Origin of the sequence: Eubacterium sp. SB2 (genome assembly GCF_001244405.1) — a bacterium.
GTDB lineage: Bacteria > Bacillota > Clostridia > Lachnospirales > Lachnospiraceae > Faecalicatena > Faecalicatena contortus_B.
Genome location: NZ_LN865152.1, coordinates 175356 through 195805, shown reverse-complemented (window position 1 = coordinate 195805; position 20450 = coordinate 175356). Strand labels below are relative to the sequence as shown.

Below are 20450 nucleotides of genomic sequence, written 5' to 3'. Positions count from 1 at the left end.
TCAGGCTTGCCTGAGCTGTTACTGCGTATAGAGGGGATTTAATCGGCTCCATAGCTGAAAAACTTGAAAAGCGATGCAAAATGCTGTAAAATAGCTACTATTAAGGCATACATTGTGCCAACTGGCAACGGTCGGTATTATGTATGCCTTACTCGTTACATATACCGCTGTTTACAGCGGTCCCGCCGGCGGGGACATAAGGCCGGGTGTGTTTTCTTTTTTTCATTCCGGAATGTCATTGAGAGGATGAGAGAGGAGAAAATCATGTTTGATGTAGTAAACGAAGCGGTCCAATATGTGAATTCCAAAGTGTGGGGCTGGGGGATGATCGCCCTGCTGTTTGGTACCCACTTATTTTTAACGATCCGTACAGGCTTTATTCAAAGAAAGACGATTTCGAAAGGGATTAAATTATCGGTTACAAAAGACCCGAATGCAGAAGGTGAGGTCAGTCAGTTTGGGGCATTGACGACAGCGCTTGCTTCTACAATCGGTACGGGAAATATCATTGGCGTGGGAACTGCCGTGGCGCTTGGGGGCCCTGGTGCAGTTCTCTGGTGCTGGCTGACCGGAGTGTTCGGTATAGCCACAAAGTATGGGGAATCCCTGATTGCGGTGAAATACCGTGTCAAAACGGAAGATGGAAGAATGCAGGGTGGCGCAATGTATGCTCTGGAGCGTGGGCTGAACATGCGCTGGCTGGGATTAATTTTTGCTTTTCTGGCAGGCTTTGCATCCTTTGGGATCGGATGCGCGACACAGGTCAACGCCATCGCTGCGATCTGTGAGGAAAACCTGGGGATCCAGCCATGGATTATCGGGCTTATTACCGCATTTATGACTGCAATTGTTATATTCGGCGGAATTAAAAGTATTGCAAGAGTATGCGAAAAGCTGGTTCCTTTTATGGCGGTGTTTTATGTGATTGGCTGTCTGATTATTCTGGGGATTAATTATGACTATATCATTCCGGCCGTAACAACCATCTGCAAACTTGCATTTACACCCGGGGCGGCTGCCGGCGGACTGGTGGGCGGCGGAATCCGCCTTGCCATGCAGTATGGAGTGGCCAGAGGGTTGTTTTCCAATGAATCCGGTATGGGGTCTGCACCGATAGCAGCAGCAGCGGCTCAGACGAGAAACCCTGTGCGCCAGGCACTGGTATCTTCCACCGGTACATTCTGGGATACGGTAGTAGTCTGTCTGATGACTGGGCTGGTACTGGTATCAACGATTATGAAGAATCCGGCAATCAATGCAAATGAAATTGCCAATGGCGGGATACTGACATCCAAAGCGTTTGCCCAGATTCCTTATGTAGGGCCGATTATTCTGGTAGTCGGGATTATTTCATTTGCATATTCCACGATCCTGGGCTGGGCTTATTATGGAGAGCGCTGCGTAGAGTATTTTGCGGGTAAAAAGGGATTAATTCCTTACCGGCTCCTCTATATAATCGTAGCGGCAATCGCGCCGGTTGTATCTCTGAATTTGGTCTGGCTGATTGCGGATACACTGAATGCGCTGATGGCCATACCGAACCTGATTGCAGTCCTATTACTGTCACCGGTGATCGTAAAAGAGACAAAAAAGTATATAAACAACCTGGATGCGGTGGATAAAACGCAGGTGCCTGTAGTGAAGACCGGGAAAAGCAAAAAGACAGGGAAAGAGTAGAGGAGTTTACATATTATGATAGCAATGATTGATTATGATGCGGGAAACATCAAAAGCGTAGAGAAGGCGCTATTGTTACTGGGACACGAAGTCGAAGTTACCGGTGATCCGGAGCGGATTCTAAAGGCAGAAAAGGTGATTCTTCCCGGCGTAGGGGCATTTGGCGATGCCATGGAGAATCTGAAGCGTGCAGGGCTGGATGAGGTGATCCGCCAGGTTGCGGCAAAGAGGACTCCTTTTCTGGGGATCTGCCTCGGGCTGCAGCTTTTGTTCGAGAGAAGTGATGAAGCGCCGGGAGCCGAGGGTCTCGGCCTGCTGGAAGGCGAGATATTAAAGATCCCGGATCAGGAAGGCCTGAAGATACCGCATATGGGATGGAATTCTCTGCACCTTGAGCACGGCGGAAGACTGTTTCGCGGTATAGAGGAACAGTCTTATGTCTATTTTGTACATTCATACTATTTGAAGGCGAAAGAGGAGTCGATTGTGAAAGCGTCCACAGAATACAGCACCCATATCCATGCTTCGGTTGAAAAAGACAATATATTTGGCTGCCAGTTTCATCCGGAAAAGAGCAGTGAAGTGGGTCTGAAGATACTGAAAAACTTTGTAGAACTCAACCGGGAGGAAGTGTAATGTTTACAAAAAGAATTATTCCCTGTCTGGATGTCAACGCCGGCAGAGTAGTGAAGGGCGTCAATTTTGTGGATCTGCGCGATGCCGGTGATCCGGTGGAGATTGCAAAGGCCTACGATAAAGCAGGTGCGGATGAACTCGTATTTCTGGATATTACGGCTTCTTCTGACGCGAGGGAAACCGTGGTGGACATGGTACGTAAGGTGGCTCAGTGTGTGTTTATCCCGTTCACCGTAGGCGGAGGAATCCGTACTGTGGAGGATTTTCGGGCGCTGCTCAGAGAAGGAGCAGATAAGATCTCTATCAATTCTTCTGCTATCAATAATCCGCAGCTGATACATGATGCGGCCGTAAAGTTCGGCAGCCAGTGTGTGGTCGTGGCGATTGACGCGAAACGGCGTGCAGACGGCAGCGGCTGGAACATCTATAAAAACGGCGGCCGGATTGACACCGGAATGGATGCTCTGGAGTGGGCAAAAAAAGCAGACGGCCTGGGTGCCGGTGAGATTCTTCTGACCAGTATGGACTGCGATGGTACAAAAGCCGGTTATGATCTGGAACTTACGCGTGCCGTGGCGGAGCAGGTATCCATTCCTGTGATCGCCTCCGGCGGAGCGGGGACGCTGGAACATTTCAAGGAAGCTCTCACGGACGGAAAAGCCGATGCGGCGCTGGCGGCGTCCCTCTTCCATTATAAAGAGCTGGAGATAAAAGAAGTAAAAGAATACCTGCGGAAAGAGGGCGTTTCAGTACGGCTTTAAGACGCAGCCGCACTCTGTGAAAGAACCGGGTGGATTAAAACTGTACGATTGAGCGTGTTTGAATATTGCTGCAATGAATTTTCAAACACGCTCTGGATAAAAATGTAAGCTTAGGAGTGAATAAATATGTCTGGATTGAATGGCGATTGGTATGAAGCTTTAGCGGGGGAATTTAAAAAACCTTACTATAAAAAATTATTTGAGACCGTGAATCAGGAGTACAGGACCCGGAAGATATTTCCGCCTGCAAATGACATTTTTAATGCATTTCACCTGACTCCGCTGAAGGATGTCAAAGTGGTAATTCTGGGGCAGGATCCCTACCACAATGACGGACAGGCCCACGGCCTCTGCTTTTCCGTAAAAAAGGGTGTGGAAGTCCCGCCGTCCCTGGTCAACATATACCAGGAACTGCATGAAGACCTGGGATGTACCATACCCAGCCATGGCTGTCTGACAAAGTGGGCGCAGCAGGGAGTTCTGATGCTGAATACCGTACTTACGGTTCGAGCCCATCAGGCAAATTCCCATCGCGGTATCGGCTGGGAAGAATTCACGGATGCAGCAATCATGGCCCTGAACGGCCAGGACAGACCGATCGTATTCATCCTGTGGGGAAGCCCGGCACAGCGTAAGAAGAGCATGCTGAATAATCCGCAGCATCTGATCCTGCAGGCGCCGCATCCAAGTCCCCTTTCTGCGTTCAGAGGATTCTTCGGAAGCCGGCCTTTTAGCCAGACCAATGAATTTCTGCGCAGCCATGGAGTGGAACCTGTCGACTGGCAGATAGAGTAAGGGGGAACCCGGGATCAGGGCAGGACTATTGCTGTATGTAGGGGAACGTCCTTGTCCCCGGCCAGAGCCCGGCTGTTTATGAAGTCTCACAAGATAAAAACCACATTGGATTGGAAGGCTGAGCTCTGTTTTTCAAAGCAGAGCTTTAGCCATCCAATCCGATGTGGTTTTTGTTTTGTGGGACTCATACGCACACGAATACCCCCGGAATGGAAGTGGATGCTTCACTACGCTTTCGGCGGATACTTTATTAGAGCTCCTGATCGGTTTCTGAGGGAAGATACCTCGCTATGTCCTGAATATTGCAGTTGAGTATTCGGCAAAGGTCGTTTATTGTTTTCATGCTTATGTCCTGGCCGTGTTTTAAACGGTATAGAGTGCTGCTGGATAAATGGTATTTCGTAGTCAGTGTATACCAATTTTCTTTAGAATTGTCCAGAGTTTCCCAGAATGGAGAGTAATCAATCATGGCACCACCTCTTTTTTAGGATAAGCATAATTCAAATTCTTATACTTGAATATCTTCGCAATTACGAATATAATAAAACCACAAGAGAGGGATGGGGGGAGGTCAAGATGGATAAACACACTATGACAGAAGAGCAGCAGAAACGGTTTTGGGATTTTATTATGATGGATGATTTCGAATTTTACGACAGGTTCATATCCGATCTGCCACCGGAATCACAGAACGAATTTTTCAGGATAACACCCGATTTTTTTTCTGAGTATATCAATACAGAGGGGAAAATAAACTTAGACGAAGATGAGATATATCAGAAGATAAAAGAAAAAATTAACATTATTGAGAAAAACAGCCCGGATACCTAGTGGATCCGGGCTTAACGTATGTGGTGGGAAAGGAGCTAAAAAGGTGAGGAGATTAGCTCCTTCATTAATTAAACAAATGAAAGCATTAAAACTTACGCGGTTTTGTATAAAATGCTGCTAAAATCCATCATTTATTGAAAAGAATTTAATGCGGATAATATTAAGAAAATATTAACAAATTCTATATAGAAATATTTTGATTTCATAAGTATGATGTAAGTTGAAAATATTGGGATAAAGGAGGGGCACTGTGGATAAGGTCATCGAGATTAAAAACTTATACAAACTGTACCGTGTAGGCGATTCTGTGGTACGTGCTCTCAACGGTGTGGACTTTGAGATATATGAAGGTGAATTCTGCGCGATTGTAGGGACCTCCGGCTCAGGCAAATCCACTCTTCTGAATATGCTTGCCGGACTGGAAAAGCCAACCAAAGGTGAAGTTATAATCGGTGGACAGCACATGGAGACGCTGAATGAGGACGGCCTTGTAAAGTTCAGGCGTGAAAACGTCGGATTCATTTTCCAGTCATTCCATCTGATCGGAACGATGAATGCACTTGAGAATGTTGCATTACCGCTGAGCTTCCGTGGAGAGGGACGGGCGAGCCGCCTGAAGAAGGCTGACAAGATGCTGGACCTGGTGAATCTGAAAAAGCATAAGAGGCATCTGCCGAACCAGATGTCAGGAGGTCAGCAGCAGAGAGTTGGCGTCGCCCGCGCGCTGGTTGTGGATCCAAAGATAATCTTTGCCGACGAGCCAACCGGCAATCTGGATTCGCATACGTCGGAAGAGGTTATGACCTTAATGCAGAGGGTAGTCAGGGAGCAGAAGAAAACGCTGGTTATGGTAACGCATGACAACCATCTGGCTACATATGCAGACAGAATTTTCCATATAATCGATGGGAAGATCGTAAAAATAGAAGACAACCGTAAAAAGAGGGAGGACAAGGAACATGAAACTGTTTAAGAAAACTGCAGGAATCGCAATGAGTCTTGCGCTGATGGCTGCTATGATACTGCCGGTTGGGGTACGGGCGGCAGATGAGACCGGACCGATACCGGATATAGTATTGTCAATTGGTAAATCACAGGAAACCCCGGTTTATACGGAAGGGGACAAAAAGCAGGAACTGCTGATACAACTTAAGAACGAGGGCACAGCGGATGCGAAGAATGTTAAAATAGCGCCCATTATTGATGATGCTTCTGCATGGCCTTTTGAGATAAAAAATTTGAATAATGAATTTCCTCCAGTAGATATCCCAGTGGGGGAGACCGTGGAAACAAAACTGGATAATCTGACCGTACGTGCAGATGCCGGCGAAAAGAATTACAAACTTACGTTTCAGATTACCTGCAATGATGGAAAACAGCAGTATGAGACAACAAAGTATGTTTACGTAAAAACACTGGAAAAGAAGAAACCGGCGGAGGATCCGAATACTCCGGAGGAACCGAATACCCCGGAAGAGCCGAATACCCCGGAGGAGCCTCAGGACAACGGTGGTATTTCTAATAATGAACCTGTGATTACAAGCGGAGGAGGCGGTGGTGAAGCACCTTCCGGAAATAATTCCGTTCCGCGTGTTATTGTAACAGGTTTTAATACAGATCCAGGCGCTGTAAATGCCGGAAGCGATTTCAAGCTGATTGTACATCTGAAAAATACATCTACAAGAACAGCGGTATCCAATATGCTGTTTGACCTGCAGGCGCCGTCCTCAGGGACGGAAGGGGCCGCGGAGGCGCCGGCATTTCTGCCATCCTCCGGATCCAGCACGATTTATCTGGACAGTATTCCGGCAGGCGGAACCCAGGACATTTCTATTGACCTGAACGCCAGGGCAGATCTGGTACAAAAACCGTACAGTATATCCATGTCCATGAAATACGAGGACAGCAGCGCAACACAGTATGAAAGCTCTTCCAGTCTGGCTATTCCAGTGAAACAGGCGGCAAGATTTGAATTCAGTGAGCTGGAAATTGCACCGGAGGCAGTGGCAGTTGGAGAAGAGGCCAATATTACATGCAGCCTTTATAATACAGGACGAATTAAGCTGTACAATGTAAAAGTGAAGTTTGAAGGGGAAGGAATTGAAGCAAAAGAAGTATTCGTAGGAAATGTAGATTCCGGAGCAACCGGCTCAATAGACGGAATCGTGACCGCCATGCAGGAAACAGCGGGTAACCAGAAGTTCAAGATGATTGTTTCCTACGAAGATGATGCGGGAAAGGCCTCTACAGTCGAAAAGGAATTTTCACTGCAGATCACCCCGGAACAGGCGCCGATGGATATAACAACAATGGCAGAGATGCCGGAAGAGAAAGGGTTTCCGCTGGTACCTGCCATAATCGCTGTAGTGGTCGTTGCAGCGGTCATAGTTATTATCATAGTCATGAAGAAAAGAAAGAAAAAGAAGGAGTCTGTAGAAGAGGAGGACTTGGTGGATGAGGTGGATCGATTTACTGAGGATGAGTAGTGGCAACCTCAAACGCAGAAAACTGCGTACTTTTCTGACCATCCTGGGAGTCGTGATCGGAACAGCATCCATCGTAGTTATGATATCGCTTGGGCTCGGAATGCAGGAGTCGATGTACCGTGAGGTGGAGCAGTCGGGAGGCATGACGAGCCTGACTGTAACCGGAAAACAGAGCGAAGGCGGGATGTATGTCAGCATGGGGGGAAGCTCTGGCGATCAGGAGGAACCTAATAAGTATATAACTGACGATGTAATCCAGCAGCTGAGGCAGCTGGAACATGTAAAGAGTGCAGATCCAGTACTGGAACTCAGCGCAATTGCGCTGAAGGGAAAGTATATGGGTTACCTGCAGCTGAAGGGAATGACCCCTGAAGCTCTGGAAAAGCAGAATATCGAACTTGCTGAGGGCGGAAGGCTTCCGGACCCAAACAGTTCCAGTCTGGAACTGGTATTTGGAAATGGTGTGCTGACCTCATTCTATGAAAAGTCAACCGGGAAGGGGTACTGGGAAACAGGAAAAGTACCGGACGTTGACCTGGCAAATGACCAGATGTTCCTGATTCTGGATCAGGACGGATATTTTCAGAGCCAGAACAACAGTATGGGCGCATCCGGCGGGGGAGAAAATGGCGGAAGCGGTTCCCAGACTTCCAAGCTTCCTCCGAAAAAGCATGTGGTAAAGGCAAGCGGTGTTGTGGCGGGAGATATGGAAAGTTACAATGCTAATTATTACTATGTCTACTGCGACATCAATAAGCTGGAAGATCTGCTCAAACGTGAATTCAGGGGACGCGTGATACCCGGACAGCCAAGTACCAAGTCAGGCAAGCCGTATAAACAGTTCGTGTATTCCTCTGCGGCAGTGCAGGCGGAAGATATCGACGATGTGGATGCATTGTCATCCGTTATCAGAAACATGGGATTCCAGGTAACAACGAATGCAGAATATATGGAAAGCATGAAAAAACAGTTTGCTATGGTTCAGGCAGTGCTTGGAGGAATCGGTGCAGTTTCCCTTCTGGTTGCTGCCATCGGAATTGCTAATACAATGATGATGTCCATTTATGAGAGGACAAAAGAAATTGGTGTTATAAAAGTTCTGGGATGCGGACTCAGGAATATTAAGCAGATGTTCTTGCTGGAGGCTGCATTTATCGGCTTTATCGGAGGTGTAGCAGGTAATATACTCAGCTTTATTATGTCTTTTGTTATAAACTTCCTTACGGGTAATGGAAGCGCCATGGGACTTGACGGAAATATTTCTTATATCCCGCTGTGGCTGGTAATGGCTTCTCTGGTGTTCGCGGTGTTCGTGGGGATGGCGGCAGGATACTTCCCGGCGCTGAGAGCAATGAGGCTGAGTCCCCTGGCGGCTATCCGCAATGAGTAGAAGGGGGCGCGGTATGTCCCCGCCAGGTGCCAGAAGCAGCGTGAAACGGATATAAGAGGTTCTTGCAACAGGAGCGGCTGTAAACAGGAGTAAATGAAAAAAGAAGGAAAACCGGGGCGACCCGGCCACATCACGTGAAGCCTTGATGGCTTCACGCGCTGGGGCCAGGAAAACTTGTAATTCGGAATTACAAGTTTTACCCCGTTTTTCCTTCTTTTTTCCTTAACTCCTGCTAACAGCGGATCCAATGTTGCCAGAACCTCTTATATCCGTTTCACGCTGCTTCTGCCGCCTGGCGGGAACATACCGCTGGGTGCATCCTGCATCCTGGCGGGTGACGGGAGGGCGGAGGGGATTCTTTTGAGGCGGAGTGGCTAGAGGGGAGAATCTAGTTACCTCGAATAATAATTAACTTGCTGTTAAACAGAACTAATCTTCTTCGATGATTTGGATTTCGAGGTAGTCGAAATCTATGGAGTCTACGAAGTTGTCCTGGTAGAAGCGGGCTTTGGCGTGGCGTTTGAATTCGGCTATTGTGGTGTCCAGCCAGATGGGCTTGCTTAGATCGAATTCGTAGCAGATAGCATCGAGCGCGTTGAAAATTTTGTGGGTGCGGGTGTCATCTGTCTCGTCGCAGATGACAGTGTCGCGGAGCATTTTATTGTCTTTAATTTCTTTTCCCCATAGACGGAACATAGTTTGACCTCTTTCTTTTTTGGATAACTATTAGTATAGCATTTGGAAGATGGGATGTAAATGTTAAGATTTTACTGTTACTATGCACAGCTCATAGGCCGTAAATATTAACATTTTGCTTTATTTTACGGGGGTTTTTGGAAAGGGTAATGAATCGGGGTATAAAACTGGTGCTGGAAGAAAATACTTATAGAAGTATTATGATACTATGATGTTAAATAAATAGAGGAGGAATTTCAGATGAAAAGATATGTGTGTGAACCATGCGGCTACGTATATGATCCGGAGGAGGGAGACCCGGATAGCGGGATCGAGCCAGGAACAGCATTCGAAGACCTGCCGGACGACTGGGTGTGCCCCTGGTGCGGACTTGGCAAAGATGTCTTTGTGGTAGAGGCTTAAGGGGGGTCCGCCTGAGAAAATCGGGATGTTTTGATGCTGTCCGGGGAGGCTTATGCTGATTTTGGAAACCGGCCGCTTAGTCTAGAATTGCTAACTGCGAAAAAGCCGCATCTTATGGAACCGAGCGTATTCACTTAGAAAGCCGATGCTTTCTAAGCTCAGACGCTCTGGATAATTGATTTGGAGATCAATTATCCTCCATAAGATGCGGCTTTTTCGCAGTAAGCAATTCTACGACCCGCTAGAGGCTTCCAAAATCAGCATAAGCCTCCCCGGACAGCATCAAAACATCCCGATTTCCTCAGGCTACGCTGCGGCCGGCGGCAGGAGAACGCTGTACGGGAGGGGATAAAATCGGAAAGGTAAGATGTAAATTGCGGATCATAATATTAAGGTGTAGTAATAAAGTCTTGTGTGGATCTCGGCTACAATACAAAACTCATATTGTCACAGTTTACATTCAAATTATGATAACTGTTCCATATATACAAAAATTTCCTGGCACAATCAACGTATCACCAGTTCGATTCAATCCGCTGCTCCCGCCAATGTTCCCCCGTGGAGCGTGGTTTTACTACAGTTTGGATGAGACCAGCTGTGCGGAAGTGGAAGATGCCTCTCCTGGATGCGTCTTTTAGGGCATTAGCGCCGCTTCATCAAAATCGGAACCGGCATGTGAACTGCTTCCAGGCCCACAAGGCCTGGAAGCAAGCAGACCCGCAGTGAGAATTCATCAGAATTCTCGCAAGTGTCCGCGGTGTTCACCATGCCGGTTCCGATTTTGATTAGCGGCGCTTATGCCCTAATACCGCATCCAGGAGAGGCATCTTCCACTTCCGTACAGCGCCCCCCCTTCTAAACAAAACTCACTCCCCCAAAACCCCCTCTAATGGAAGATAGTTCTGTTTGTTTAACAGTCCCGCACCAAGCTTCAGCTCACTTCTGGGTGCGCTGATTACGGTCAGTTCCATTCCCTCTTGTATGTCTGCGGAGGCGATGATTCTGCCTGTGTTGGTTTCAATTGTTGTGATGAGGTCGGGGAAGACGGCAAGCCGTTCCCCACCGATGGCTGCGTACATATATTCGTTGCAGAAACCAATCTGGCAAGGAATAGAAGCAGTGGAGATACGGAAGGTTCCGTAATCCAGGGCATTGCGGGTTTCGAGGGAACAGTTTTCTACGGTTCCGGTACAGAGGATTCTGCCGTTTAACTGGCAAAGGGCGGCTTCTATGGCCAGGGCGGGTGAAGCAGCGGTGCGGTACGCGCGGCCCAGCTTTATAGCCTGGGCGTACGCGCCGGCTGCGGCGTGGGTTTCCAGGTAGGGGATGGAAACGGGGTTGCGCGCTACGGCGACTGCTCCTCCTGCCAGATGAGCCGCATTTCTAACCAGTGAGGCTGTATTCTCGACAGTACCTTTTACTGTTAATTCGGTATATGTCTTATTTTCCGGTCTTCCGCCTGCTGCAGCCTGGATGACGGTCTGTCCGGAGTTCTCCAGGCCAAGAGAGCCCATGACTCCGAGCGGGTGTGCGCGGCCGTCACAGGGCGCGTCGATGATGGGAAGCCCTGAGAGCGCGGCGGGGATAAATGGTTCAAACGAGGAGGAAGCCCCCAGTTCACAGGAAATAAATCCTGCAATCGGGGTTTCGGACTGTGTGCCCAGCAGCTCCAGAATCCTGGGATATACATCGTCTGAATAATATGCAGTGTCCGAAGCAGGAGAACCAACTCCGGAAATCGTGACGATACAGCCGTCACTGCTTCGCTCTTTTAATTCTTCAATAGTAATCAATTCTACGTTTCCAAGTTTCAGTGCAGATAGTGCGCGTTCCGCCCCCTCTTTGGGGCAGCCTCCGCCACCGCCTCCGAGCAGAAGGCTGCCGATCAGCAGATCCTGTATGGATTCTTTGTCAAATATCATAGGTGTTGCTCCTTTTATTTTAATTTGTATTTTGGACAGCCAAACGCTGCGTAACCGCCCGCAGGGCATGTGTTACGGGGTGCCCTTTGGGTATACTTACATCATAAGCCGTATGAAAAAATCGTCAATTCCTGAATCCTACAAAAATAAATATCAAATTATTGTAGAAATCAACAAAGCATAAAAATAAGAAAAATTGTATAATTATTACTATGTTTACACGCTATCTGGTGTAAATCGTGCAAAAGGGAAAGGAGAGAATAATGAGTGACAACAGAGAAAATGGCAGCTCCGAAGAGATACTGGAACAGTACTCCAAAGAAATGCCAAAATTAATGGAACCGGGCATTTTTATAATAGCCGTCATAGCCAGTGTGCTGGGAGCTATCGTAGGGATGCAGGTATTGACACATACGGGGGTGGCCCCGGATACTTCTGTGGTGGGAGCGCTGCTTGCAGTTCTGATCAGTCAGATACCCATCCGGTTTTTGAAAAAATTTAAGAATATCCATTGCCAGAATCTGGTGCAGACATCGACATCAGGGGCAACATTCTCGGCGGCAAACTGTATGCTGCTGACGATCGGTGTTCCTTATATTATGGGATACACGGAATTCATGTATCCGATGCTGATCGGTGTTACACTTGCAACGATTGTAGATGCTACAATTTTATACAAGTCATTCGGATCGCCGATGTTTCCTGCCGATGCACCGTGGCCTCCTGGAATCGCCACGGCTGAGACGATTCTTGCGACTGTCAGAAAGGGAAAACGTGCCGGGCTGCTTGTGATCGGCGCTGTTGCCGGATGGGCAGGGGCTATGGCCGGAATACCCATGGATTTATTCGGCGTTGCATGGGTGGGAAGCGTACTGGCTATCGGAGCATTCGGTGTAGGCGCCCTGATCGTGGGAATTATTGAAAGCAATGCGTTTGCATTTACCGTGTTCGGACATGATTTTGTCATTGCACAGGATATTTTTGGAAAAGGGTTTGTTGCGGCAGATCATGTTGCTTTGAATTATATGGGGCATGGAATCATGATTGGGGCAGGTATCATATCCCTGGTCCAGTGCGGCAGAATGCTGTTTAAGAAAGTGGATAAAGAAACTTCGGCGGCAGGCCAGTTCGGAACTTCGATCAAAGATATGCGGAGTGCTCTTGGAAAAGGATTTATCGCATATCTGGTAATTGCCCTGGGACTGGCAATTGTATCGGGGCTGTGGTATGAGATGAAGCCGGGCATGTTTATCTTATGGATACTATTTGCAGCGGTAGCGGCGCTTGTATCCGAGCTGATCGTAGGGGTTTCCGCCATGTATTCCGGATGGTTTCCCGGATTTGCCACGGCCCTCATCTTTTTAATTCTGGGTATGCTGATCGGTTTTCCGAAGCTCCCTCTGGCCGTACTGGCAGGTTTTACCGCGGCAACAGGACCGTGTTTCTCTGATATGGGTAATGACCTGAAAGCGGGCTATATACTGAGAGGAAGCGGAAAGAATCCGGAGTTTGAGAAGGCAGGCAGAAAACAGCAGTATTTTTCAGAGCTGCTTGGTTTTGCAGTGGCATTTGTCATTGTTGCTATCTTTGCAAAAACATACTTCTCACAGGGGCTGTTCCCGCCGATTAACGCTACATATGCCTCCACGATTGAAGCGGGTTCATCAATTGAGGTATTGAAATGGCTGGCGATCTGGGCAATTCCGGGGGCCGTCATTCAGATCGCAGGAGGAAACCACCAGGTTGGAATCCTGTTTGCCACCGGTATCCTGGTGGGCGGAACCATATATGGATTGACCGTCATCATTGCCACTATCATCCGTATTATTGTAATTAAGAAGAATCCGAAAAACGATGATATCCTGATGATTCTTGGCGCGGGCTCCCTGGTTGGATGTGCGCTGCATGATTTTGCCAACTCCATGCTGGGGGCATTCAAGTCCAAATAGCGCAGCTGCGTTAATAATCCTTTAACTTACGTATGATATACAGTATGTAAAGAGTCTGGAGAAAATCGGTATCGCTCTGCCCGTAGGGAATCATATTTTTTACTTTGTTGATCCGATAGCGTATGGTGTTTTCATGGACAAAGAGCGCCTTGCTTGTTTTGGTATAGTCCATATCGTTCTCAATAAAATCGTGAATGGTATGCATCAGATGAGAATGGTATCTTTCATCATACTCTAAAATAGGCTGCGCTGTCTCCAGATAAAATTCATCTATGGCAGGGTGGCCTTCCAGCTTTAAAAAGAGGCGCAGTACTCCAAGAGCCCGGAAATATATGACTTTGCCTGGCTGGTACGGGCAGGAGGAAGCGGCATGGTACGCCTGTGAAATGGCATCCCCCAGGCTGTAAAGAGGACAGCAGCTGCTGATACCAGCCATACATTCGGGATAGCTTTCAAAGATGGCGGCCGCAGTCTGTGAGATATATTTATCAATCGCATGGGGCGAATTATCCTTAAAAGAGCGGATAATCAAAATGCCTCCCCGGTATCCCGCGGCAAAAAACAAAACGTCCCGGCTGAATTTTTCGGCCAGGGCCGGACGGGGCAGGGGCATGCCTGCTTCCACGCGGCAGTAAAAACATAATACATTTTTGGCAAAGTAAGGATTCAGACGCTGGATAAGCATCGCTTTTCTATTGTCAGACAGCTCCCTGTCAGCCAGCTGGGCAAGAATCTCCTCCTGGCTGTTCAGGTTTTTGTAAAAGAGCAGCTGTTCCGTTATCTCGGAAATAATAATGGAATAAGGGACATCCTTGTCGATAAATAATATAGGCAGTCCGCACTGATTGGCATAGGCATAAGCTTCTTCGGGCAGTTCGTCCATATTTTCGTCAATAATGCAGAGCGCTGCGGTATGAATGGCATGAAAATACTTCAGGGCATAGAGGATGTACTGGGGATCGTCCTTGCCGTGATAGAAAGCTGTCATAAAAAAGGAATTCCTGGATTTGGTGTCAAGCGATGCAAAGTCCAGTTCGCTGATGTAATTATCAAAAACACTGACATATTCTACCTGCCTGTCCAGGCCGTCCGTACCGGCTTTAATCCTGGCGCCGGACAGAGAGGGCAGGTGCAGAACGTCAGACACAGTAATAACGCTCATAATGAGAAACCTCCGGGTGTGTTTTAACAAATTATATAACAGAAGATTTCACAAATCAATGTGAAGAAACAATATAAGAAATTGCGAGGATGAGAAAATGGTTTTTAAGCAGATGCTGGAACTCTATGATATTCTGGATGATATCAATGCCGACGGCAGGAGAGTAGAGGAATACTTAAGAAGCATCCAGAAGGATGCGGATGTGGAGGCATATCCAATTTACGGAGACAAGGGGAAAACGGATGTGGTAAAGGTATGTGTCCATGGAAGCAATGGAAAAAGAAGCGGCGGCGATGCGCCGACTCTGGGAATTATCGGCAGGCTGGGCGGCCTTGGCGCGCGTCCCGAACGGATTGGTTTCGTGTCTGACGGTGACGGCGCACTGACCGTACTTACCGCGGCAGCCAAGCTTCTGGATATGCAGAAAAAGGGGGATACGCTGGAGGGAGATGTGGTTCTCGTGACACACGTATGTGCGGATGCACCGACGGAACCGCATGAACCGGTGGACTTCATGGATTCACCGGTCAGCATGCAGCAGTGCAATGACGAAGAGATTACAGAGGATATGGATGCGATTCTGACAGTCGACACGACCAAGGGAAACCGAGTGATTAACCATAAGGGATTTGCAATATCTCCGACCGTTAAGGAGGGGTATATCCTTAGAATCAGCGAGGATCTGCTGGACATTGTGGAGATAACGACGGGAAAAGCACCTTATGTATTTCCAATTACCACACAGGACATCACACCTTACGGAAATGACCTCTATCACCTCAACAGCGTGCTTCAGCCGGCTGTTGCCACGGATGTTCCTGTGGTTGGTGTTGCAATTACGACGGAGACCGCGGTACCGGGATGCGGTACTGGAGCCACCCATGGTGCGGATGTGGAAATGACGACCCGGTTTGTAATTGAGGCAGCGAAGTCATATGGCAGAAAACAGTGCAGATTTTATGATGATGAGGAATTTGCGCGTATTCAGAAACTATACGGATCTATGAAGAAACTGCAGACTTTGGGAGACGGCCGGGAATAAACATGAATAAGTAAGCTGCAGCCGTACACTTTGAAATTATCCAGCGTGGATTGAAGCAAGCAGAATAACTGTTAAAAAATGCAGCAGAAAGAAGGAAACTGAAATGAAGACGGGAAAAACGGAGATGGATATCAGGGAAAGCGCAGAGAATCTCCTTATGGCCTGTATGGATGTAAAAGAGGGCGAGCAGGTGCTGGTGGTCGCGGATCTGGATAAGTATGATCTGGGATACCAGGTGTATGAGACCGCTTTAGGTATGAACTGCGAAGCACTTTTTATGTGCATGAAGAATCGGAGCGTTTCCGGAGAAGAGCCGCCTGCAGCCATAGCAGCGGCCATGTGTGCATCGGATGTGGTAATCTGCATTACAGAGCATTCCATGACACACACCAATGCCAGGATCGGCGCGGCAAAAGCCGGTGCGAGAATCGGCACTATGCCGGGGATCACAGAGGAAATGTTTTCAAAAGGGGCGATGACTGCGGATTTTCGGAAGGTAGAGGCTGATACGAAGCGGTATGCCCAGATGCTGACAGAGGCATCCATGGCCAGGATCGAAAAGGACGGACATGTTCTGACACTAAATCTGAAGGGAAGAAACGGTGTACCCAGTACAGGGGTTTACCGCAATCCCGGCGAGGCGGGCAATCTTCCCTCAGGAGAGGCATACATCGCCCCGTTGGAAGACGGTGTGAACGGAAGCATGGTCATCGACGGCTCAATGGAAGCAATGGGAATACTTGAGGAGCCATTGACCGTAACCATCGAAAAGGGCCGGCTGAAAAGTCTGGAAGGAGACAGCGGGACATTGCAGATCCTGTTTGCAAAACCTGAAAACGGCATAACAGCGGAACTGGGGATAGGAACAAATCATGCCGCCGTCCTCTGCGGAAATATTTTGGAGGATGAGAAAGTGTATGGAACTGTTCATATTGCTTTCGGAAGCAATACTTCATTTGGCGGAACCAATAAGGCGGACTGCCATATGGATGGAATCATCCTGGAACCCGATTTGTACCTGGACGATGAACTAATCATGAAAAAAGGCGTGTTCCTGCGCTAGAATATGTTTGAAAATGCATTGCCGCAATATGTGGATGAAAAAGAGGCTGAAGCACTATTTAGTGCGTCAGCCTCTTTTGCGTTTGAGCGGTAATACCGATACCGGAAACAAAAAAGGTAATTCGGCGTCCGGCCACAGACGTGGCGGCATGTTTTCTGCTTATGAGGCAGTGTGCTCCTGCCGGATTCTTTTTTATACTCCCCACTCCCGCCGGTATTGCAGCGGCGTCTTCCCGTCTTCTTTCTTAAAGCAGCGGATAAAATATCCGACGCTTTCGAAGCCTAAGTGTTCCGATATGTCATTGATGGACATTGTGGTGACACGCAGCAGCTCTTTGGCCTTGTCGATCCGGATACTGCGCTGGAATTCACCCGGGGTGCTTCCGACATAGAGCCGGAACTGTTTCTGCAGATAAAATTTGTTGACGTAAAATTCTTCTGCAAGAGAGTCCAGGGTAATCCGTTCGTTAAAATGTTCTGTAATATACTCCTGAGCCCGCGGAACAAATTTGGGAGGCTGCTTCTTGAGCGACATTGTTTTGTCGTGTATGGCAGATTCCATGCAGCAGGTCATTAGCGTGGTGATGATGGACGCGGCTTTAATGTCGGTCTGGTAATCACTGTAGATGTATGTGCTGTAGTATCCGATTAATTTCCGAAGCAGCTGAACGGCATCGCTGTTTCTCATGGTTCCGATAGGGCTGTTGTTATTCAGCTCCATGAAACTATCGTAATAGTCATGCGTCGAGTTTCCCCAGAAATGCATCCAGATCACATTCCAGTGCGGGATGTCCGGATCGATGGCATAATAGTTCAGCTTTCGGCAGTCGATCCAGAAAAATTGTCCGGGGGAAAGTGTATAATGCTTCCCGTCGAAGTTGATATAGCCTTGTCCATCCAGCGTGATTTTTAGAAGATAAGATTGTAAGCCCTGCCGGGTTGTCATGTAATTTTTTCCCGTTACGAATTCCCCGACCTCCTGCACGTAAGGCAGTCGCGCCCTGGCTTTCGGGTTTGTGTGTGCTATGAACCATTGTGAATCGGGGGTGACATCAAGATTGTACTGAATAAAGGGAGCTCCGGTCTGTGTTTCAGCCAAAGTAGCCTGATACTGCGGAAAGTCAACGAGATTCTGCGCTTTTTGATTTGTCTTGTTAATCATTCAAAATTCCTCCTCTAAGCCAAGATAGTGATATTTTTGTACAAGATAAAATAATGACATCCCGGGCAATATGAGTATAATTAAAGGAAATGGATAAAAAAAATTAAAAAAAAGAATGAATATTGTGCACAATTAACAGTTTTTTCTCAGACCTATTGGTGTTATCCATTGTATCATACTTTTATTTGACTTTAAATTTAAAAATGTAAAAAAAGAGAAAATGATAATATCGAAAGGAGTGAAAAGTGAATACGAAAGTACTGTTTGAAGAATACAGGGAGGATATTTTAGAGTGTGTCCATTACGGAGCTGCCTGTGTGGTAGACAAAGACGGAATTACGGCAGCAGTGGGGGATACTGACTGGACCTGTTTTTACAGGAGTGCTTCAAAACCGATTCAGTCACTGCCGGTTTTGATTCATGGACTGGATCAGAAGTATGGCCTTACAGAGGAAGAGACAGCACTGTTCTCAGGATCTCACTGGGGCGATGAAGAGCATGTAAGAGTATTGGAATCAATCATGCAAAAGACCGGACTGAAGGAAGAGCAGATGATTATGCTGCCAACATATCCAAACCGGCTCTCAGAGAGAAACCGTCTGATTGAGAATCATATGCCGCCCCGTAAAGTATACCACAATTGTTCCGGAAAGCATTTGGGCATGATGCTGCTGGCGAGAGAGCTGGGGGAGGAGGTATCCGGTTACTGGAGACGGGACAGCCGTACTCAGCAGGAAATCCTGAGGATTATATCCATGATTACGGATGTGGCAGCAAAAGACATAAGGACAGGCGTCGATGGCTGCGGTGTTCCGGTATATGCCGTGCCTTTCCACTCAATAGCGACCTCCTATCTGCGGCTTGTATGTCCGGAACTGATTCAGGATCTGGTACTGCAGACGGCAGTGATCAAAAACATAAATATGATTCATCAATATCCCCATATGATCGCGGGAAAAGACATTGTATGTTCGGTACTGGCATCCAGCGGCGACCTGCTGGGAAAAAGCGGCGCGATGGGAGTATACGCACTGGGAATCCGTTCGCTTGGCGTAGGAGTCGTTGTGAAGATCATGGATGGCAGCCATGATGAATTTGCAGCCGCGGTTCTGAGGGTGTTTGAAGAGCTTGACTATGACAATCAGGAGGTGGCGGAGCAGCTTAAGGAGCTGTATCCGGCAGCGGTCGTCAATGATAATAAGGAAATGGTGGGGTATCGGAAAGCAGTTTTTAAGCTGTTTAAGGAATAAGTAGAGAATAATACAGTACAAAGAGAAAGCGAAAAGGAGATGCAACATGCAGGATGAGTTAATCAGGATTCCGAGGACAGAATATCCGCAAAGATGGGAAAAAGTACAGGCTGTTATGCGGGAACGGAAATTGGATATTATTCTGGCATACAGTGATGACAGAGCTACCTATGGCAATGCATATGCAAGATACTATACAGATTTTCAGACACATTTTGAGCCGGTACTGGTCATGTTTGTGCCAGACAGAGAGCCCCTTATCTTAACCGGGCCGGAGACTGACGGATATGCAGGAGAGAGAGCAGCTGTCAGGGAGATCAAGGTGCTGGCCGAATTGGCGGCGGAGGATGAGGATTATCCGTTTTCAAAGGTAGAAACGCTGAAGGAGATTATCCGGCAGTATGCAGGAAAAGAACCTGAAAGGATTGGATTGGCAGCAAAGGTATATATGGGGGCAGAATTATATGAAGCCTTACTGCGGGCTTATCCTGATGCAGAACTGGTGGACACGGACCAGCTTCTGGCACCTTTAAGAGGCATAAAATCTCAAAGCGAAATCGCTGTCATATGCAGGGCATATGAGATAGCCAACGCTGGAATGCAGGCAGCGATTGCAGCGGTGAGGCCGGGAATAACAGAAAGGAAGATTGCAGCGGAAGCGGAGTATGTTATGCGGAAAATGGGCTGTGAGGGTTATGGAATCGACCCGATTGTCTCATCAGGCCCCAATGCGGCTCATGTTCTCGCCCGGACGACAACGAGGGTGATCGAAGAAAATGATATTGTGGTGATTACACTCGCTCCCAGATATGAGGGATATCACGGAGCCTGCGGAAGAACTGTGCTGGTGGGGAACCCGGGGGAAAAGGCTGAGAAAGCAGTAAAGGCGATGATCAGGGCGCAGAACCTGTGCGCAGAGAATCTGGTTCCGGGAAACATTGGAAGCCGTGTTGAGGAGATGGGAAGACAGGTGATGAAGGAGGCGGGATATGAGAAAAACTTTATGTACTCCGGGCTTCACAGTGTTGGCGTGATTGAGTTTGAACCACCTATTTTCGGTCCATCCAGCAGCACTGTCATCGAAAAGGATATGGTGATTTCGATCGACATCCCGCTTTTCGAGGCGGATGTATCAGGAATGAGGATGGAAGACGGGTATCTGATCACGGAGGCAGGAGCCAGAAAGCTGACCGATAGTCCTCAGTGGATTCAAAAGTAAAAGATTTA

At 47.8% G+C, this 20450-nt stretch carries 19 protein-coding genes; 14 read left to right on the top strand and 5 right to left on the bottom strand.

What is annotated here, in order from left to right; genetic code table 11:
• The first annotated feature begins 264 nt into the window (after positions 1-264).
• From BN1938_RS08470 to ung, 4 genes are all read left to right on the top strand, one after another.
• Positions 265-1677 (top strand): alanine/glycine:cation symporter family protein, encoded by a 1413-nt coding sequence (locus tag BN1938_RS08470; protein WP_050640179.1) that lies wholly within the window; start codon positions 265-267, stop codon positions 1675-1677.
• A 15-nt stretch (positions 1678-1692) separates the two neighbouring features.
• Positions 1693-2313 carry an imidazole glycerol phosphate synthase subunit HisH gene (gene hisH, locus BN1938_RS08465; protein ID WP_050640178.1) on the top strand — a complete coding sequence of 207 codons (621 nt, stop codon included), beginning with the start codon at positions 1693-1695 and terminating at the stop codon, positions 2311-2313.
• On the top strand, positions 2313-3074 hold the full coding sequence (gene hisF / locus BN1938_RS08460; protein WP_050640177.1) for an imidazole glycerol phosphate synthase subunit HisF: 762 nt from the start codon (positions 2313-2315) through the stop codon (positions 3072-3074). The genes hisH and hisF overlap by 1 nt, the downstream gene beginning before the upstream one ends.
• A 126-nt stretch (positions 3075-3200) precedes the next feature.
• Positions 3201-3869: a uracil-DNA glycosylase gene (gene ung / locus BN1938_RS08455; RefSeq protein WP_050640176.1), complete on the top strand. Its 669-nt coding sequence runs from the start codon at positions 3201-3203 to the stop codon at positions 3867-3869.
• A 250-nt stretch (positions 3870-4119) separates the two neighbouring features.
• On the opposite strand, the gene BN1938_RS08450 is transcribed toward ung, so the two are convergent.
• Positions 4120-4338, bottom strand: a complete 219-nt coding sequence (locus BN1938_RS08450) for a helix-turn-helix domain-containing protein (protein ID WP_050640175.1) — start codon at positions 4336-4338, stop codon at positions 4120-4122.
• 107 nt (positions 4339-4445) lie between these two features.
• Between BN1938_RS08450 and BN1938_RS08445 the strand changes: the two genes are divergently transcribed.
• From BN1938_RS08445 to BN1938_RS08430, 4 genes are all read left to right on the top strand, one after another.
• On the top strand, positions 4446-4700 hold the full coding sequence (locus BN1938_RS08445; protein ID WP_050640174.1) for a hypothetical protein: 255 nt from the start codon (positions 4446-4448) through the stop codon (positions 4698-4700).
• A gap of 250 nt (positions 4701-4950) precedes the next feature.
• Positions 4951-5673: an ABC transporter ATP-binding protein gene (locus BN1938_RS08440; RefSeq protein ID WP_050640173.1), complete on the top strand. Its 723-nt coding sequence runs from the start codon at positions 4951-4953 to the stop codon at positions 5671-5673.
• Positions 5660-7186, top strand: coding sequence for a COG1361 S-layer family protein (locus BN1938_RS08435; protein WP_050640172.1), 1527 nt, complete (start codon positions 5660-5662; stop codon positions 7184-7186). The genes BN1938_RS08440 and BN1938_RS08435 overlap by 14 nt, the downstream gene beginning before the upstream one ends.
• Entirely contained in the window at positions 7155-8576 is a 1422-nt protein-coding gene (locus BN1938_RS08430; RefSeq protein ID WP_050640171.1) for an ABC transporter permease, read from the top strand. Before BN1938_RS08435 ends, BN1938_RS08430 begins: the two co-directional genes overlap by 32 nt.
• A 429-nt stretch (positions 8577-9005) precedes the next feature.
• On the opposite strand, the gene BN1938_RS08425 is transcribed toward BN1938_RS08430, so the two are convergent.
• Complete coding sequence (locus BN1938_RS08425) at positions 9006-9272, bottom strand: hypothetical protein (RefSeq protein WP_025656449.1); 267 nt, start codon at positions 9270-9272, stop codon at positions 9006-9008.
• Positions 9273-9512: 240 nt separating this feature from the next.
• Here BN1938_RS08425 and rd point away from each other — a divergent pair, with 240 nt between their 5' ends.
• Positions 9513-9674, top strand: a complete 162-nt coding sequence (rd, locus tag BN1938_RS08420; RefSeq protein ID WP_025656450.1) for a rubredoxin — start codon at positions 9513-9515, stop codon at positions 9672-9674.
• Positions 9675-10540: 866 nt separating this feature from the next.
• Here rd and BN1938_RS08415 read toward each other — a convergent pair.
• Positions 10541-11596 (bottom strand): S-methyl thiohydantoin desulfurase domain-containing protein, encoded by a 1056-nt coding sequence (locus BN1938_RS08415; RefSeq protein WP_050640170.1) that lies wholly within the window; start codon positions 11594-11596, stop codon positions 10541-10543.
• Positions 11597-11859: 263 nt separating this feature from the next.
• Here BN1938_RS08415 and BN1938_RS08410 point away from each other — a divergent pair, with 263 nt between their 5' ends.
• Complete coding sequence (locus BN1938_RS08410) at positions 11860-13545, top strand: OPT/YSL family transporter (protein WP_050640169.1); 1686 nt, start codon at positions 11860-11862, stop codon at positions 13543-13545.
• 10 nt (positions 13546-13555) lie between these two features.
• Here the strand turns inward: BN1938_RS08410 and BN1938_RS08405 are convergent, their stop codons facing one another.
• Positions 13556-14707: a PucR family transcriptional regulator gene (locus BN1938_RS08405; RefSeq protein ID WP_050640168.1), complete on the bottom strand. Its 1152-nt coding sequence runs from the start codon at positions 14705-14707 to the stop codon at positions 13556-13558.
• Between the two features lie 97 nt (positions 14708-14804).
• Here BN1938_RS08405 and BN1938_RS08400 point away from each other — a divergent pair, with 97 nt between their 5' ends.
• Both BN1938_RS08400 and BN1938_RS08395 read left to right on the top strand, forming a co-directional pair.
• On the top strand, positions 14805-15749 hold the full coding sequence (locus BN1938_RS08400; RefSeq protein WP_050640167.1) for a DUF1177 domain-containing protein: 945 nt from the start codon (positions 14805-14807) through the stop codon (positions 15747-15749).
• Positions 15750-15852: 103 nt separating this feature from the next.
• Positions 15853-16812, top strand: coding sequence for an aminopeptidase (locus BN1938_RS08395; protein ID WP_242843829.1), 960 nt, complete (start codon positions 15853-15855; stop codon positions 16810-16812).
• Positions 16813-17004: 192 nt separating this feature from the next.
• On the opposite strand, the gene BN1938_RS08390 is transcribed toward BN1938_RS08395, so the two are convergent.
• Positions 17005-17973, bottom strand: coding sequence for an AraC family transcriptional regulator (locus tag BN1938_RS08390; RefSeq protein WP_050640166.1), 969 nt, complete (start codon positions 17971-17973; stop codon positions 17005-17007).
• 245 nt (positions 17974-18218) lie between these two features.
• On the opposite strand from BN1938_RS08390, the gene BN1938_RS08385 reads away from it, so the two are divergent.
• Positions 18219-19223 (top strand): asparaginase, encoded by a 1005-nt coding sequence (locus BN1938_RS08385; protein ID WP_050640165.1) that lies wholly within the window; start codon positions 18219-18221, stop codon positions 19221-19223.
• 46 nt (positions 19224-19269) lie between these two features.
• Positions 19270-20442 carry a M24 family metallopeptidase gene (locus tag BN1938_RS08380; RefSeq protein WP_050640164.1) on the top strand — a complete coding sequence of 391 codons (1173 nt, stop codon included), beginning with the start codon at positions 19270-19272 and terminating at the stop codon, positions 20440-20442.
• Positions 20443-20450: the final 8 nt, after the last annotated feature.

What these genes read in the sequence shown, in the direction of transcription:
- BN1938_RS08410 (WP_050640169.1), top strand. Translation starts at nt 11,860, where the DNA reads ATGAGTGACAACAGAGAAAATGGCAGCTCCGAAGAGATACTGGAACAG.
- BN1938_RS08430 (WP_050640171.1), top strand. Translation starts at nt 7,155, where the DNA reads ATGAGGTGGATCGATTTACTGAGGATGAGTAGTGGCAACCTCAAACGC.
- BN1938_RS08425 (WP_025656449.1), bottom strand. Translation starts at nt 9,272, where the DNA reads ATGTTCCGTCTATGGGGAAAAGAAATTAAAGACAATAAAATGCTCCGC.
- BN1938_RS08415 (WP_050640170.1), bottom strand. Translation starts at nt 11,596, where the DNA reads ATGATATTTGACAAAGAATCCATACAGGATCTGCTGATCGGCAGCCTT.
- BN1938_RS08450 (WP_050640175.1), bottom strand. Translation starts at nt 4,338, where the DNA reads ATGATTGATTACTCTCCATTCTGGGAAACTCTGGACAATTCTAAAGAA.
- BN1938_RS08400 (WP_050640167.1), top strand. Translation starts at nt 14,805, where the DNA reads ATGGTTTTTAAGCAGATGCTGGAACTCTATGATATTCTGGATGATATC.
- hisF (WP_050640177.1), top strand. Translation starts at nt 2,313, where the DNA reads ATGTTTACAAAAAGAATTATTCCCTGTCTGGATGTCAACGCCGGCAGA.
- BN1938_RS08405 (WP_050640168.1), bottom strand. Translation starts at nt 14,707, where the DNA reads ATGAGCGTTATTACTGTGTCTGACGTTCTGCACCTGCCCTCTCTGTCC.
- BN1938_RS08445 (WP_050640174.1), top strand. Translation starts at nt 4,446, where the DNA reads ATGGATAAACACACTATGACAGAAGAGCAGCAGAAACGGTTTTGGGAT.
- BN1938_RS08470 (WP_050640179.1), top strand. Translation starts at nt 265, where the DNA reads ATGTTTGATGTAGTAAACGAAGCGGTCCAATATGTGAATTCCAAAGTG.
- rd (WP_025656450.1), top strand. Translation starts at nt 9,513, where the DNA reads ATGAAAAGATATGTGTGTGAACCATGCGGCTACGTATATGATCCGGAG.
- ung (WP_050640176.1), top strand. Translation starts at nt 3,201, where the DNA reads ATGTCTGGATTGAATGGCGATTGGTATGAAGCTTTAGCGGGGGAATTT.
- BN1938_RS08435 (WP_050640172.1), top strand. Translation starts at nt 5,660, where the DNA reads ATGAAACTGTTTAAGAAAACTGCAGGAATCGCAATGAGTCTTGCGCTG.
- hisH (WP_050640178.1), top strand. Translation starts at nt 1,693, where the DNA reads ATGATAGCAATGATTGATTATGATGCGGGAAACATCAAAAGCGTAGAG.
- BN1938_RS08390 (WP_050640166.1), bottom strand. Translation starts at nt 17,973, where the DNA reads ATGATTAACAAGACAAATCAAAAAGCGCAGAATCTCGTTGACTTTCCG.
- BN1938_RS08395 (WP_242843829.1), top strand. Translation starts at nt 15,853, where the DNA reads ATGAAGACGGGAAAAACGGAGATGGATATCAGGGAAAGCGCAGAGAAT.
- BN1938_RS08380 (WP_050640164.1), top strand. Translation starts at nt 19,270, where the DNA reads ATGCAGGATGAGTTAATCAGGATTCCGAGGACAGAATATCCGCAAAGA.